The sequence below is a fragment of the Rhodophyticola sp. SM2404 genome (genome assembly GCF_053570515.1).
The window spans coordinates 16,868-30,853 of the sequence record NZ_JBSEDL010000006.1; the positions used below are offsets into that span (position 1 = coordinate 16,868).

At 57.6% G+C, this 13,986-nt stretch carries 16 protein-coding genes; 13 read left to right on the forward strand and 3 right to left on the reverse strand.

Going from position 1 to position 13,986, the window contains the following annotated elements; translation table 11 throughout:
* From pstB to phoB, 3 genes are read left to right on the forward strand one after another with little or no spacing between them, the layout of a single operon-like run.
* Complete coding sequence (gene pstB / locus ACTYEO_RS10350) at positions 1 to 798, forward strand: phosphate ABC transporter ATP-binding protein PstB (protein WP_449323668.1); 798 nt, start codon at positions 1 to 3, stop codon at positions 796 to 798.
* Between the two features lie 12 nt (positions 799 to 810).
* Positions 811 to 1,527, forward strand: a complete 717-nt coding sequence (phoU, locus tag ACTYEO_RS10355; RefSeq protein ID WP_449323669.1) for a phosphate signaling complex protein PhoU — start codon at positions 811 to 813, stop codon at positions 1,525 to 1,527.
* Positions 1,528 to 1,533: 6 nt separating this feature from the next.
* Positions 1,534 to 2,217: a phosphate regulon transcriptional regulator PhoB gene (gene phoB, locus ACTYEO_RS10360; RefSeq protein WP_449323670.1), complete on the forward strand. Its 684-nt coding sequence runs from the start codon at positions 1,534 to 1,536 to the stop codon at positions 2,215 to 2,217.
* A gap of 178 nt (positions 2,218 to 2,395) precedes the next feature.
* Here phoB and ACTYEO_RS10365 read toward each other — a convergent pair whose 3' ends face one another.
* On the reverse strand, positions 2,396 to 3,154 hold the full coding sequence (locus ACTYEO_RS10365) for an IclR family transcriptional regulator domain-containing protein (RefSeq protein ID WP_449323671.1): 759 nt from the start codon (positions 3,152 to 3,154) through the stop codon (positions 2,396 to 2,398).
* Between the two features lie 110 nt (positions 3,155 to 3,264).
* Here ACTYEO_RS10365 and ACTYEO_RS10370 point away from each other — a divergent pair, with 110 nt between their 5' ends.
* The 6 genes from ACTYEO_RS10370 (at position 3,265) to ACTYEO_RS10395 (ending at position 7,982) form a co-directional block, all read left to right on the forward strand.
* Positions 3,265 to 3,984 (forward strand): 3-oxoacid CoA-transferase subunit A, encoded by a 720-nt coding sequence (locus tag ACTYEO_RS10370; RefSeq protein ID WP_449323672.1) that lies wholly within the window; start codon positions 3,265 to 3,267, stop codon positions 3,982 to 3,984.
* A complete protein-coding gene (locus ACTYEO_RS10375) occupies positions 3,984 to 4,661 on the forward strand; it encodes a 3-oxoacid CoA-transferase subunit B (protein WP_449323673.1) in 678 nt (225 codons plus the stop codon). Before ACTYEO_RS10370 ends, ACTYEO_RS10375 begins: the two co-directional genes overlap by 1 nt.
* A gap of 3 nt (positions 4,662 to 4,664) precedes the next feature.
* Positions 4,665 to 5,867 (forward strand): 3-oxoadipyl-CoA thiolase, encoded by a 1,203-nt coding sequence (gene pcaF, locus ACTYEO_RS10380; protein WP_449323674.1) that lies wholly within the window; start codon positions 4,665 to 4,667, stop codon positions 5,865 to 5,867.
* Between the two features lie 277 nt (positions 5,868 to 6,144).
* Complete coding sequence (locus tag ACTYEO_RS10385; RefSeq protein ID WP_449323675.1) at positions 6,145 to 6,672, forward strand: hypothetical protein; 528 nt, start codon at positions 6,145 to 6,147, stop codon at positions 6,670 to 6,672.
* A gap of 111 nt (positions 6,673 to 6,783) precedes the next feature.
* Positions 6,784 to 7,230, forward strand: coding sequence for a type II 3-dehydroquinate dehydratase (gene aroQ, locus ACTYEO_RS10390; protein WP_449323676.1), 447 nt, complete (start codon positions 6,784 to 6,786; stop codon positions 7,228 to 7,230).
* Complete coding sequence (locus ACTYEO_RS10395; protein WP_449323677.1) at positions 7,230 to 7,982, forward strand: LuxR family transcriptional regulator; 753 nt, start codon at positions 7,230 to 7,232, stop codon at positions 7,980 to 7,982. The genes aroQ and ACTYEO_RS10395 overlap by 1 nt, the downstream gene beginning before the upstream one ends.
* A 327-nt stretch (positions 7,983 to 8,309) precedes the next feature.
* Here the strand turns inward: ACTYEO_RS10395 and tsf are convergent, their stop codons facing one another.
* Complete coding sequence (gene tsf, locus ACTYEO_RS10400; protein WP_449323678.1) at positions 8,310 to 9,185, reverse strand: translation elongation factor Ts; 876 nt, start codon at positions 9,183 to 9,185, stop codon at positions 8,310 to 8,312.
* 81 nt (positions 9,186 to 9,266) lie between these two features.
* Positions 9,267 to 10,067 carry a 30S ribosomal protein S2 gene (rpsB, locus tag ACTYEO_RS10405; RefSeq protein ID WP_449323679.1) on the reverse strand — a complete coding sequence of 267 codons (801 nt, stop codon included), beginning with the start codon at positions 10,065 to 10,067 and terminating at the stop codon, positions 9,267 to 9,269.
* Positions 10,068 to 10,376: 309 nt separating this feature from the next.
* Here rpsB and ACTYEO_RS10410 point away from each other — a divergent pair, with 309 nt between their 5' ends.
* The 4 genes from ACTYEO_RS10410 (at position 10,377) to speB (ending at position 13,945) form a co-directional block, all read left to right on the forward strand.
* Positions 10,377 to 11,258, forward strand: a complete 882-nt coding sequence (locus ACTYEO_RS10410) for a PfkB family carbohydrate kinase (RefSeq protein ID WP_449323680.1) — start codon at positions 10,377 to 10,379, stop codon at positions 11,256 to 11,258.
* Between the two features lie 2 nt (positions 11,259 to 11,260).
* On the forward strand, positions 11,261 to 12,169 hold the full coding sequence (locus ACTYEO_RS10415; protein ID WP_449323681.1) for a pseudouridine-5'-phosphate glycosidase: 909 nt from the start codon (positions 11,261 to 11,263) through the stop codon (positions 12,167 to 12,169).
* Positions 12,170 to 12,248: 79 nt separating this feature from the next.
* Positions 12,249 to 12,959, forward strand: coding sequence for a DUF502 domain-containing protein (locus ACTYEO_RS10420; RefSeq protein WP_449323682.1), 711 nt, complete (start codon positions 12,249 to 12,251; stop codon positions 12,957 to 12,959).
* A 20-nt stretch (positions 12,960 to 12,979) separates the two neighbouring features.
* Positions 12,980 to 13,945: an agmatinase gene (gene speB / locus ACTYEO_RS10425; RefSeq protein ID WP_449323683.1), complete on the forward strand. Its 966-nt coding sequence runs from the start codon at positions 12,980 to 12,982 to the stop codon at positions 13,943 to 13,945.
* Positions 13,946 to 13,986: the final 41 nt, after the last annotated feature.

The window sequence follows — 13,986 nt, forward strand, 5'->3', positions numbered from 1 at the left end:
ATGAACGATTTACGAATGACGGAGCGTGACGTGAGCACCACAGATATCAAAATCGAGGCGCGCGATGTCGACGTCTTCTACGCCGATACCCACGCCATCAAATCGGTGAATGTGGATGTGCAGGACAAAACCGTGACAGCCTTTATCGGCCCGTCGGGTTGCGGCAAATCCACCTTCTTGCGCTGCCTGAACCGGATGAATGACACAATTGATATCTGCCGTGTCGAGGGCTCGATCAAGCTCGATGCGGAAGACATCTATGACCGCCGCGTTGATCCCGTGCAGTTGCGCGCCAAAGTGGGCATGGTGTTCCAGAAACCAAACCCCTTCCCGAAATCGATCTATGATAACGTGGCCTATGGCCCGCGTATCCACGGCTTGGCCCGCACGAAATCGGACCTTGACGAGATCGTGGAAACCTCGCTCAAGCGCGCCGCGCTTTGGGACGAGGTCAAGGACCGCCTTGATGGGCCAGGAACAGGGCTTTCGGGTGGTCAGCAGCAGCGCCTTTGTATCGCGCGCGCCGTGGCCACAAGCCCCGAGGTTTTGCTGATGGACGAGCCTTGCTCGGCGCTTGACCCGATTGCCACCGCGCAGGTCGAGGAATTGATCGATGAATTGCGCAGCCGCTTCTCAGTGGTGATCGTGACCCACTCCATGCAACAGGCCGCACGCGTCAGCCAGAAAACGGCCTTCTTCCATTTGGGAGAATTGGTTGAATTCGGCGACACGACACAGATTTTCACCAACCCCGTGGATAGCCGCACCGAGAGCTATATCACGGGCAGGATCGGGTAAAGGTTTACGATTATGGAGAATTCACAACATATCGCGTCCGTGTTTGACCGCGATCTTGAAAGCATTCAGGCGCTGATCATGCGCATGGGGGGCTTGGTCGAGGAAAGCATCCATAGCTCGGTCCTTGCTTTGGACACGCAGGATATCGAATTGGCCAATTCCGTCCGGGCAGGGGACAAGGCGATCGATACCCTTGAGGAAAAGGTGAACGAGGAAGCCGCGCGCATCATCGCATTGCGCGCGCCCACTGCGGGCGATCTGCGCACCGTGCTCAGCGTTTTCCGTGTTTCGGCCAATCTTGAACGGATCGGCGATTATTCCAAGAACATCGCTAAGCGCAGCTCGGTCGTGTTCCAGTCGCAGCCCGTTGATGGCGCGTCCAGCTCGCTCAAGCGGATGGCCCGCACCGTTGAATTCATGCTCAAAGACGCGCTTGATGCCTATATCAAACGCGATGCCGAGCTGGCCCAAGAAGTGCGTGAACGCGATGCCGAGGTGGACCAGATCTATTCCGCATTGTTCCGCGAATATCTGACCTTCATGATGGAAGATCCCCGTAATATTACGGCCTGCATGCATCTGCATTTCATGGCCAAGAATATTGAGCGCATGGGCGATCACGTCACCTCGATTGCCGAGCAGGTGATCTATCTCGTCACAGGCGAAATGCCTGATGAGGAGCGCGAGAAAAGCGATAGCACGCCTTACGCGCAAGGGCGTGAGGGGTAATATGTCATGGTTGCTCCAGTCGTACTCGTCGTAGAAGACGAACCCGCGCAACGCGAGGTTCTGGCCTATAATATCCGTGCCGAAGGTTTTGACGTCGTCACAGCCGATGCAGGCGATGAGGCGCTGGTGCTTGCACGCGAAACACCGCCAGACCTGATCGTGCTGGATTGGATGCTGCCCAATGTCTCGGGCATCGAGATTTGCCGCCAGCTTAAGCTTGGCACAGATACCGCGCGTATCCCGATCATCATGCTCTCTGCACGCGCCGAAGAGATCGACCGCGTCCGCGGGCTTGAAACGGGCGCAGATGATTACGTGACCAAACCTTATTCTCTGGCCGAATTGCTGGCGCGCATCCGCACACAGCTGCGCCGTACGCGGCCTGCGGCTGTGGGTGAGCGTCTGGAATATGAGGATATCATCCTCGATGTTTCCGAGCATAGGGTCTACAGGGCAGGGGCACCGCTGACCCTCGGCCCGACCGAGTTCCGTTTGCTGACCTCCTTCATGGAGCGCCCCGGACGTGTCTGGAGCCGCGAGCAACTACTCGACCGTGTCTGGGGCCGCGACATCTATGTCGATAGCCGGACAGTGGATGTACATGTGGGTCGCTTGCGCAAAGCGCTGAAGGCCTTGGGCGGGCAAGACCCGATCAGAACCGTGCGCGGCTCGGGCTATGCGCTAGGATAACACCGCGCGCTGTTAATCGGTCGCGGCCGAGTTTTCGGCCATCACAGAGTGCTAAAAGGGGTTAATGCGTTCCTAACAGTCTGCCGTAGCATTAAACCTATAATCATGATTATGTTAAATATGTATTAACGCAAGAATACCTATTTAGGTTAGAAAACGCATTTAACGCCCTGATATATCAGCGCAATAAACGCTTGAGCCCATCCTGCGCTTTCAGCAAGGATGGAAGATAGGCCGAGACCAAATCCTGCGCATCCTCCTGCACCGCAGCCACGCCCGTATTCAACGCAGCCGTCACACGACCATGCATATCGACCAGCGGCACCGCGATTGAGCGTAGGCCGATCTCCACTTCCTGATCGATCACGGCATAGCCCGCCTCTCGCGTCGCATCGATCTGGGCCATGATCTCCTCAGGGTCTGTCAGGCTATGGGCTGTGCGTGGCGTCAGATCAGCGGCTTCGATCAGCGCACGTGCCTGCGCTGGCGGCAAAGCGGCCAGTAAGACGCGCCCCATCGAGGTGCAATGTGCAGGCAGCCGCGAGCCTGGCATCAAGCCAATGGACATCACACTGCTTTGCGCCGCGCGCGCGATATAGACGATCTCGCCCTCATCCAGAATGGCCACCGAACTGGATTGCCCGATCTGCCGCGACAATTGATCCAGCCAAGGCTGCACGATCTGCGCAATCGGCATGGCGGCAATCGCGCCGATCCCCAGCCGCAATACACGTGGGGTCAGAGAGAAGAATTTCCCATCATAATCCGCATATCCAAGCGTATGCAGCGTCAATAAACAGCGCCGCGCGGTGGCGCGATCAAAGCCCGTGCCTTGTGCCACATCGGTGATCGACAGCCTCGAACGCTCCGTGCTGAATTCCTCCAGCACCCGCAATCCCTTGGCAAAAGAGCCGATGATATCCGTTTTGTTCATCATGCGAACATATCAGGTCGCTCATAGAACAAATGTCAATATATGAACAAAACCCCTCGGAACTTTACGGGGCAAAGGCTAGGACTACCGCAACAGATGCGGAGGACGCAAAATTGGATAAGACATGCCCTACCCTCGCCGAGGCGGTCGCGGATATCCCCGATGGCGCAAGCCTGATGATCGGCGGATTTGGCGGCTCTGGCGCGCCGATCGAATTGATCCATGCCTTGGTGGACAGGTTTCGCGCCACAGGCAGCCCGAAAAACCTGACCGTTGTGAACAACAATGCTGGCAATGGCGGCATCGGCATCGCCGCAATGATATCGGCGGGAATGGTGGCGAAAATGATCTGCTCCTTTCCGCGCACCAGCGACCCGAAAGCATTTACAGACAAATATTTAGAGGGCGAGATTGAACTGGAATTGGTCCCACAGGGCACCCTTGCCGAGCGCATCCGCGCCGCGGGCGCAGGCATCCCTGCATTCTACACCCCCACAAGTTTCGGCACCGATCTGGCCGTGGGCAAACCCGTGGAAGAGTTCGAGGGGCGCCCTTACGTGCAGGAACGCTGGCTCAAGGCCGATTTCGCCTTTGTGAAGGCCGAACAAGCCGACCCGCATGGCAATTTGACCTACCGATTGGCGGCGCGCAATTTCAATCCGCTTATGGCGATGGCAGCCAGCCAAACCATTGTTCAGGCAAGCAAAATCATGCCCTTGGGCGGGATTGACCCTGTCGATGTCATCACGCCCGGCCTGTTCGTGCAAAAGGTGGTGGAATTGGCGACTCCCATTCAGGAAGAAGACCGCGTGCGCGCGGGCGAGGTGTATTGATGGCTTATGAGAAACTGACAAATGCGCAAATCGCGTGGCGCGCGGCCCAAGACATTGAGGATGGCGCTTATGTCAATCTTGGCATCGGCTTTCCTGAAATGGTGGCGAAATACCAACCCGAAGGGCGCGAGGCGATCTTTCACACCGAGAACGGCATTCTTGGTTTTGGCGAGGCCCCTACCCCCGGTTCTGAGGATTGGGACCTGATCAATGCAGGCAAAAAGGCCGTTACCCTGAACGCGGGCGCTGCGATTTTCCACCATGCCGATAGCTTTGCCATGGTCCGCGGCGGGCATCTCGATGTGGCGATCCTTGGGGCCTATCAGGTGGCGCAAAACGGCGATCTGGCCAATTGGCGCGTCGGCTCCAAAGGGGTGCCTGCCGTTGGCGGCGCGATGGATCTGGTCCATGGGGCCAAGCGCGTGGCCGTTCTGACCGACCATGTCACCAAGGATGGAAAGCCCAAATTGGTGGACCGCTGCAGCTTTCCGCTGACAGGTGTCGCTTGCGTGACCCGCATCTATAGCTCGCTGGCGGTCGTCGATATCGAGGGGGGTGAATTTGTGCTGCACGAGAAAATCCCCTCGATTTCACTTGATGAGCTACAATCATTGACGGGCGCGCCGCTCAAGACTGATGCGGGCGTTCAAGACCTGATCACACCGAAGGAGCTGTAAGCCATGCGTGACGTCTTTATCTGCGACTATATCCGCACCCCGATCGGGCGGTTTGGCGGCTCCCTCGCTTCGGTCCGCGCGGATGATCTGGGCGCTGTGCCGATCAAGGCGCTGATGGCCAAGCATGATCTGGATTGGGCAGCGCTGGATGAGGTGATCTATGGCTGCGCCAACCAAGCGGGCGAAGATAACCGCAATGTGGCGCGGATGTCGGCGCTTCTGGCAGGCCTGCCCGAAAGCGTGGCGGCCACCACGATGAACAGGCTCTGCGGCTCTGGGATGGATGCGGTGATCACGGCGGCCCGCGCGATCAAGGCGGGCGAGGCCGAGATGATGATTGCAGGCGGCGTGGAAAGCATGAGCCGTGCCCCCTTCGTCATGCCCAAGGCTGAAAGCGCCTATTCCCGCGCCAATGCCGTATATGACACCACCATCGGCTGGCGCTTTGTGAACCCTGTAATGGAGGCGCAATACGGCGTCGATTCCATGCCAGAGACCGCCGAGAACGTGGCCGAAGATTACGACATCTCGCGCGAGGATCAGGATGCCTTCGCGCATCGCTCGCAGGTCAAGGCGGGGGCCGCGATGGAGAGCGGGCGTTTGGCGCAAGAGATCACCCCCGTGGCGATCCCGCAGCGCAAGGGTGAGCCCAAGATCGTCGATCAGGATGAACACCCCCGCCCCGCCACAACGCTGGAAGACCTCGCAAAATTGCGCGCGCCGTTTCGTGCCGGTGGCTCGGTCACGGCGGGCAATGCCTCGGGCGTGAATGATGGCGCGGCCGCTTTGATCATCGCATCGCAGGCCGCCGTAAAGGCCCATGGCCTGACCCCGATCGCGCGTGTCTTGGGGGGGGCTACCGCAGGTGTGGCCCCTCGCATCATGGGGATCGGGCCCGCGCCTGCCTCCGAAAAACTGCTGGCACGTTTGGGCCTTACTGCCACAGATTTCGACGTGATCGAATTGAACGAGGCTTTCGCCGCACAGGGTCTAGCGACCTTGCGCAGGATTGGCATTGCCGATGATGACCCCCGCGTGAACCCCAATGGCGGGGCGATTGCATTGGGTCATCCATTGGGGATGTCGGGCGCGCGGATCACGGGCTCGGCGGCGCTGGAGCTTGGGGTGAAGGGCGGCAAACGTGCGCTTTGCACCATGTGTATCGGCGTGGGTCAGGGAATAGCCATCGCGCTCGAGGCGGTTTAACCCTGAAGCTACATCTTTTTCGCGCCCCCTTGGCGCGCAGGCAGGCCTTCTGCCCCATTGCCGCCCCAATTCCAGCACGCCCGATCAAGCTGGAATTGGGTCAAGCATCTGTTATTGAATAAAAATTTTCTAAAATTGGTAAGGATCGCGCCTCCTAGAGGTCAAGCGCGCTTGGGACATGAACTTTCCCATTTCGATCCTTAGATTTGCGCGATTGCCCTGCAAATTTACTTATGCGGCGGGAGAAGCCTGTCGCTAGGTCAAAAGGGTGAAACCAATGAACGAACCACAAAACCTGTTTGCAGATTATGTATTCGAGTCGAAAGACTTGGCGTCGATGTTCTCGACGAAAACAGCGCAGTCTTCTTTTCAGGCTGATGGGATCGCATGGATCCAAATCCCTGCCGGCGCTTTTGGCAATGGCTGCCCTTTGACAACGATCGAGGTGGTCTCGGAACATCTGATCTCGGCCTCAGGCGCATTGCTGGAGCTTTGGTTCGGCGCGCCAAACGCCATGATCAAGGCTGGCGACCTGATTGGGAATTTCGGAATTACGAAGCTTTCCGAGAATGTCGCGCCAAATTCTTCAACCACACGACATCTGCGATCTGAGACCAACGGTCAGTTCGTTCTGACCAAAGATGAAGTTGCGCTTTTGCTGGCCATGGCCGCAAATCAAGATAGCGCGCTGCTGCAATTGGGTGCCGCCTCGCTGGATGAAGAAGGTTGGGCAACTGTTCCGCGTATTGAAGCAACCGCCAATCCGGCGCCGCAAAAGGTGAAAAAAACCCGCAGATGGGTCTGAGCAGAAAGACACATATGCCCTACCCTTTCCCCTGACCTCGCCAATAGCGCGTGACTTTTTGGATCAGTTTGTTCAAAAAGCATCAGGTCACGTGATCTCAAAGGGTTAGACATGCATATTCTTGTTCTCAACGGTCCGAATTTGAACCTTCTCGGCACGCGGGAACCCGAAGTTTATGGCCATACCAGCTTGGCTGATATCGAGGCCAGCTGCCAACAAACCGCCCAAGCCTTGGGCTTTGATCTGACCTTCCAGCAGAGCAATCATGAAGGCGCATTGGTGGATGCCATCCATGCCGCGCGCGGGGTCTCGGACGGGATCGTGATCAATGCGGGCGCTTATACCCATAGCTCTGTCGCGCTGCGCGATGCGATTGCAGCGATCGGCCTGCCCGTGATCGAGCTGCATCTGTCGAACACCCATGCCCGCGAAGATTTCCGCCATCATTCCTATATGGCGGCTGTTTGTCTGGGCGTGATCCAAGGCTTTGGCGCGGCGGGCTACCCCCTCGCCTTGCAAGCCATGGTACGCCATTTAACCGCCGAGACTGCCAAATAATGAAACGCCTCAAGACCTATCTGGCCGCACGCAGCATTGAAGATGTGTGGGCTTTTCATCTTGAAGTGATGAAGGATTATGGCTTTGACCGTGTGTTCTATGCCTATAACGCCTTCGCAACGCGGCCCGGCGGCATGGTTTCACCAGAAGACGCATTGTTTCTGACCAATTACGGCCAAACCTATGTCGATGAATATGTCTATTCGGGGGTCTATCGCCATGGACCCTTGATGAAATGGGCAACTCGAAATGTAGGCGCCACCAGCTGGAAAACCGTATGGGACGAAATTCAAGCGGAGGGCCTGACGGACGGGCTGCGTCGCATAGCGGCGGTGAACAAAAAACACGAGATTGCGGTCGGATTTACGGTAAGCCTGCCCGTTGCGATGACAAACGCAAATGCAGGCTTTGGCCTATGCGCGCGCAAGGGCATGACACAGGAAGAAGCCGATAGGATTTGGACTGAGCATGGCGATGAGATTCAAACATTTTGTCACGTAGCCCATCTGTGCATCATGCAGCTTCCCGCCTCATTGAAGCAACAGAAGCTGACCGACCGTCAGGCCGAGGTGCTGGAACTGGTGGCCAATGGCAAAAGCATGCAGGATATCGCCACCATTTTGGGGCGGAAAATTCCGACTATTGAAAAACACCTGCGCGGAGCGCGCGAAAGCCTTTCAGTTTCGACCACAGCACAAGCGGTACGTAAGGCCTCGGTTTTAAACCAGATTTTCCGATCACTTCCTGAATGAGGCACCCCAATAAGCGCGGGTCGCATCCTTGATTTGCCCTGAATTAAGACCTTGGTAAGGATTTCCACACTTTCCTTACCTAGCGTTAACCCTCATCCTGAGATGGTCCGTGAGTGTGGGCAATTTTAGCCTAGGACGGGGGGTGTGTGTTTGCCCTGATTTCTGACCGTGTATTGGATGTATTTTCGCCAGTCTGCACGGTTTTTTCATTATCGGCTGTGCACCTAGTCCCACAGCGATAAAGAAAAGAAACGGCGCTGCCTTGTTCCCTAGGCAGCGCCGTTTTTTGTTTGAAGCAGGCGGGCTTGCCCCGCCCTGCCCTATGGATCAGCCTTTGGAGACCTTGGCGACCTCTGCAGCGAAATCTTCTTTTTCGACTTCGATGCCTTCGCCAACCTCAAGACGCACGAAACCGGTGATTTCAACACCTGCTTCAGCGGCAGCCGCAGCTACGGTCAGATCGGGGTTCACAACGAATTGCTGGTTCACAAGCGTGACTTCCGAGAGGAATTTCTGCATGCGGCCAACGATCATCTTCTCGATCACGGCTTCGGGCTTGCCCGATTCACGTGCGATATCCATCTGGACCTGACGCTCTTTCTCGACGATTGCAGGGTCAAGATCACCCTCGTTCAGCGAGGCAGGGTTCACAGCCGCAACATGCATGGCAACCTGACGTGCGAAGGCGGCATTGTCGCCTTTGATCGCAACCAGAACACCGATACGACCCATGCCATCGGTGGCCGCGTTATGCACATAGGTCACAACCTGATCGCCCGAGAGCTTTGCCATGCGGCGCAGACCCATATTCTCGCCGATTTTGGCGATTGCATCGGTGATCACGGTCTCGACAGGCTTGCCGTCGATCTCGGCCGCTTTGAGCGCCTCGACATCGTCAACACCCAGAGCGGCGGTTGCGATATCGGCAACCATGCCCTGAAACTCGGCGTTTTTACCAACAAAGTCGGTTTCCGAGTTCACTTCGACGGCAACGGCTGTGCCATCTTTCATGGTGACGGCGACAAGACCTTCGGCCGCCGTACGGCCCGATTTCTTGGCCGCTTTCGCCAGACCTTTGGTGCGGAGCCAGTCAATCGCGGCCTCCATGTCACCATCTGTTTCGGTGAGCGCCTTCTTGGCGTCCATCATGCCTGCGCCGCTCATTTCGCGCAGTTCCTTCACCATTGCAGCTGTAATTGCCATGGTTGAATTCTCCTGATTTTGTGGATGATTGGGCCGGCATATATCCGGCCCAAATGTCAAATACGTGACAAAGCCTGCCGATCAGCTTTCAGCTGCTGCCTCAGCGGGGGCTTCTTCGGCGGGGGCTTCTTCAACAACAGCCTCTTCAACCGCTGCATCTTCCAATGCACCGATATCAACACCAGCCGATTCAAGCTGGGTGGACATGCCGTCAAGCGCTGCACGCGCAACGAGATCGCAATAAAGCGAGATCGCACGGGCCGCGTCATCATTGCCGGGAATGATGTAATCAACGCCAGCAGGCGAGCAGTTGGTATCAACAACCGCAACCACAGGAATGCCGAGCTTTTTGGCCTCAAGAATGGCGAGGTCTTCTTTGTTGACGTCGATGACGAAGAGAAGATCAGGAACGCCGCCCATTTCGCGGATACCACCAAGCGATGCTTCCAGCTTGATCTGGTCACGCTCCATGCCGAGGCGTTCTTTCTTGGTCAGACCTTCAACGCCATTTTCCATGGCCTCATCAATCTGCTTGAGGCGGTTGATCGAGTTCGACACGGTCTGCCAATTGGTCAGCGTGCCACCCAGCCAACGGTGGTTCATGTAATATTGTGCGCAACGCTCAGCGGCATCGGCGATCGGGCGCTGTGCCTGACGCTTGGTGCCAACAAAGAGGATGCGGCCGCCCTTGGCCACGGTGTCACGAACAACCTGAAGAGCTTGATCAAGCAAATCAACGGTTTGCGTGAGGTCCATGATGTGGATGCCGTTACGCTCGCCGTAGATATACGGGGCCATACGGGGGTTCCAGCGGTGTTTCTGGTGACCAAAGTGAACGCCAGCTTCCAAAAGCTGACGCATCGAGAAATCGGGAAGCGCCATGTTCCATTCCTTTTCCGGTTTGCGCCTGAGCGGAGGATAGGGAAACATGCTGCATGCATGGACCCAACCGGTGGACCTGATCAGGGATGTCTCCCCCGAGGGCCCGCCTCCGCCTGTGAAGTGCGCGCCGTTTAGGGGATATATCTGGGCAGTGCAACCCTTATTTTGCGGGGCTTGGTGCGGTGCCTTTGCAGCGGCTGCGCCCCTGCCCCTGAAGGCGGGTCAGGATGGCTGGTTTTGGAAAGTATTTGAGAAGCAAAGATGGACCCCTCTCTGGACCCTTGGCGGGCGTGGCGCTAGAGCATTTATATGGATATCAAACCTGACATTTTATGCATCGGCTCGGTGCTGTGGGATATTATCGGGCGGACCGATCTGGGTATGGAGCTTGGCAATGACAAGCCCGGGCGGATCACGCGGTTACCCGGCGGTGTGGCGCTTAATATTGCGATGACCTTGGCGCAATTCGGGATGCGCCCTGCCCTGATCTCGGTTGTGGGTGAGGATCGTGAGGGGGCGGAATTGCTCCAGCGCTGCCGTGAAATGGGGCTCTTGGTGGATTACATGACGCTAAATCCCGATTTGCCCACGGATCAATATATGGCGATTGAGGCGCAGGGGCATTTGACGGCGGCCTTGGCGGATGCGCATTCGCTGGAGGCTGCGGGCGCGGATATTCTGGCCCCGCTGGCCGATGGCAGGCTTGGCGATGAGCGCGCGCCATGGGACGGCTTGATTGCGCTGGACGGGAATTTGACCACCGAGCTTCTGGCCGCGATTGCGCAGAGCGAGTTGTTCATGGCGGCTGATTTGCGCCTTGCCCCCGCCTCGCCCGGTAAGGCCGAGCGGTTGCGCGCTTTGCTCTCGCATGAGCGGGCCACGCTATATGTGAATTGCGAAGAAGCGGGGCTTATCACCGGATCACCTGTCAAAACGGCGGTTGAGGGGGCGCAGGCGTTGATCAAGGCGGGCGCACGGCGGGTTCTGGTCACTCATGGCGCGGAGATGGCGGTGGATGCCGATGCTGATACCTATGTCTCGCGCAGTCCGCCGCAGGTTGTGGCGAAACGGATAACGGGGGCGGGCGATACTTTTATGGCCGTCCATATTGCAGCCGAGGCCGCGGGGCTGGATCGAGGCGAAGCGCTTGCGCGGGCACTGGCTGCCGCCGCAGATTATGTAGCAGGATGAATATGGACGATCTGATCACCTACGGGGCCGAAGTGGCGGCTGCAAAAACGGCGGGCCAGCCGATTGTGGCGCTTGAGAGCACCATCATCACCCATGGCATGCCCTATCCGCAGAATGTTGAGACCGCGCGCGAGGTGGAAGAGGTGATCCGCAAAGCGGGCGCCGTGCCTGCAACGATTGCGATTATGGAGGGCCAGATCCATGTGGGCTTGGATGATGCGCGCCTTGAGGAATTGGGCCGCGCGCAATCGGTGATGAAGTTGTCACGGGCCGATCTGGCGGTGGCGCTGGCCTCAAAAGCTGTTGGGGCCACGACCGTAGCGGCCACCATGATTTGCGCGGCGCGCGCGGGCATTGAGGTCTTTGCCACGGGCGGGATTGGCGGCGTTCACAAAGGGGCGGAGACGAGTTTTGATATCTCGGCCGATTTGCAGGAATTGGCGGCCACGCCTGTGACAGTTGTCGCGGCAGGGGCCAAGGCCATTCTGGACATCCCGAAAACGCTGGAAGTGCTGGAAACGCTTGGTGTGCCTGTGATTGCACTGGGGCAGGATCAATTCCCCGCCTTCTGGTCGCGCGAAAGCGGATTGACAGCCCCATTGCGAATGGACAGCGCCGCCGAGATCGCAAAGGCGCATCGCATGCGGCACCAGCTTGGGCTTCCAGGCGGGCAATTGGTGGCCAATCCGATCCCTGAAGAAGACGAATTATCAGAGGATTACCTCGCGACATTCATCTCACAAGCGCAAGCAGAGGCCGATACGGCGGGGATCGCGGGCAAAGCCGTCACGCCTTTCCTTCTCAAACGGCTTTTCGAGCTGACAGAGGGGCGCAGCCTGAGCTCCAACATTGCCTTGGTCAAAAACAATGCCGCCCTTGCCGCCGATATCGCGATTGCCTTGCAGCAATAGTAGATGATCGCACTTGTCTGCTCAGATCGCAGGGCATAGATGTTTGGCAAATGTTAATTGATTAGGCTCGGACCGGTCCATGCAAATTCCAGAACTTCCCAAACCTCCGCGCCGCGGTTTAGTTGCTGGATTGAGGGCCAATTTCTTCACAGGTCTGGTCGTGATTGCGCCTATTGGCGTGACGATCTGGTTGATCTGGTCGCTGTTTGGCTGGATCGATTCATGGGTCCTGCCACTTATCCCCACCGCTTATAACCCCGTCATCCTGATCCGCGAATATACGGGGCTTGAGGTTGATATCCGCGGGATCGGTGTGGCGACCTTCCTGATTTTCACCATTATCATCGGCTGGATCGCAAAGGGCCTGATCGGGCGTTCTCTGATCAGATGGGCCGAAGGGGTGGTTTTGTCGATCCCCGTGATCCGCTCGCTCTATTCCGGTTTGAAACAGATCGTGGAGACGGTTCTGGCGCAGGGCGAGCAGAATTTCGACAAGGCCTGTCTGGTCGAATATCCGCGCAAAGGGGTTTGGGCGATTGCCTTTATCTCGACCACGGCCAAGGGCGAGATCGCCGAGCGCCACGGGGAAGAGGAGATCGTGTCGATCTTCCTGCCGACCACGCCCAATCCGACCTCGGGCTTTTTGCTTTTTGTGCCGAAAAAGGACGTGATTGTTCTGGATATGAGCGTTGAGGATGCGGCCAAGCTGATCATCTCGGCGGGGCTTGTCTACCCCAATGGGGAAGACCCCAGCAAACCACCCAAGACCACGGAAAAAGCTAAAACCTAACCCTCAATCGGGAGTGTGAGATGGCGGAACATGGATATGCATCGGGCCGTTTGAACCTGCCTTTTGTGGGCATTTCTACCTTTGGCAAAAAGCCCTATGTCGCGGATTGGGACGCGATTGAGGCCGATGTTGCGGTGCTTGGTGCGCCGTTTGATTTCGGGACCCAATGGCGGCCCGGCGCGCGGTTTGGCCCGCGGGCTGTGCGCGAGGCCTCGACCCTGTTCAGCTTTGGCCATGCGGGCGCTTATGACCATGAGGGTGACGCGACCTATCTGGGCGCGGATGTGCGGATCGTGGATTTGGGCGATGCCGATATCATCCATACCAAAACCGAAGAGAGCCACGCCAATATTGAATACGGGGTGCGCAAGATTTTGCAGGCAGGCGCCCTGCCCCTTGTGATCGGCGGCGATCATTCGATCAATATTCCCTGTATCGCAGGCTTTGAAGACGATTGCGCCGCCAATGGCCCGATCCATGTGGTCCAGATTGATGCGCATCTGGATTTCGTCGATGAACGCCATGGCGTGACCCAAGGCCATGGCAACCCGATGCGCCGCGCGATCGAGCGGGATTACGTCTCAGGGATGACGCAGCTTGGCATTCGCAATGTCTCCTCGACGGCCAAGGAGGGCTATGAGGATGCCCGCGCGCGCGGCTCGGATATCTTGTCAGTGCGGCAGGTGCGCAAGCTGGGGGTTGAGGGCGTTCTGGCGCGCATCCCCGAGGGTGCGCGCTATTACGTGACGATTGATATCGACGCGTTCTGCCCCTCCATCGCGCCCGGAACGGGAACGCCAAGCCATGGCGGCTTTGCCTATTACGATGTGCTGGAGATTTTGCAGGGGTTGAGCAAACGCGGGCGCGTGGCGGGCATTGATCTGGTTGAGGTGGCACCCGCCTATGATCCGACGGAAAGCACCCAAATTCTGGCCGCGCAGCTATTGCTGAATTTCATTGGGTTTATTTTCCACAATAGAGGCTGAGGGGGTGTGGGGCTCGGCAAGCTTGTGGGGTAGTCCGTCTT

Coding starts and splice junctions, on each gene's coding strand:
- pstB (WP_449323668.1), top strand. CDS start 1: ATGAACGATTTACGAATGACGGAGCGTGACGTGAGCACCACAGATATC.
- phoU (WP_449323669.1), top strand. CDS start 811: ATGGAGAATTCACAACATATCGCGTCCGTGTTTGACCGCGATCTTGAA.
- phoB (WP_449323670.1), top strand. CDS start 1,534: ATGGTTGCTCCAGTCGTACTCGTCGTAGAAGACGAACCCGCGCAACGC.
- ACTYEO_RS10365 (WP_449323671.1), bottom strand. CDS start 3,154: ATGATGAACAAAACGGATATCATCGGCTCTTTTGCCAAGGGATTGCGG.
- ACTYEO_RS10375 (WP_449323673.1), top strand. CDS start 3,984: ATGGCTTATGAGAAACTGACAAATGCGCAAATCGCGTGGCGCGCGGCC.
- pcaF (WP_449323674.1), top strand. CDS start 4,665: ATGCGTGACGTCTTTATCTGCGACTATATCCGCACCCCGATCGGGCGG.
- ACTYEO_RS10385 (WP_449323675.1), top strand. CDS start 6,145: ATGAACGAACCACAAAACCTGTTTGCAGATTATGTATTCGAGTCGAAA.
- aroQ (WP_449323676.1), top strand. CDS start 6,784: ATGCATATTCTTGTTCTCAACGGTCCGAATTTGAACCTTCTCGGCACG.
- ACTYEO_RS10395 (WP_449323677.1), top strand. CDS start 7,230: ATGAAACGCCTCAAGACCTATCTGGCCGCACGCAGCATTGAAGATGTG.
- tsf (WP_449323678.1), bottom strand. CDS start 9,185: ATGGCAATTACAGCTGCAATGGTGAAGGAACTGCGCGAAATGAGCGGC.
- rpsB (WP_449323679.1), bottom strand. CDS start 10,067: ATGGCGCTTCCCGATTTCTCGATGCGTCAGCTTTTGGAAGCTGGCGTT.
- ACTYEO_RS10410 (WP_449323680.1), top strand. CDS start 10,377: ATGGATATCAAACCTGACATTTTATGCATCGGCTCGGTGCTGTGGGAT.
- ACTYEO_RS10415 (WP_449323681.1), top strand. CDS start 11,261: ATGGACGATCTGATCACCTACGGGGCCGAAGTGGCGGCTGCAAAAACG.
- ACTYEO_RS10420 (WP_449323682.1), top strand. CDS start 12,249: ATGCAAATTCCAGAACTTCCCAAACCTCCGCGCCGCGGTTTAGTTGCT.
- speB (WP_449323683.1), top strand. CDS start 12,980: ATGGCGGAACATGGATATGCATCGGGCCGTTTGAACCTGCCTTTTGTG.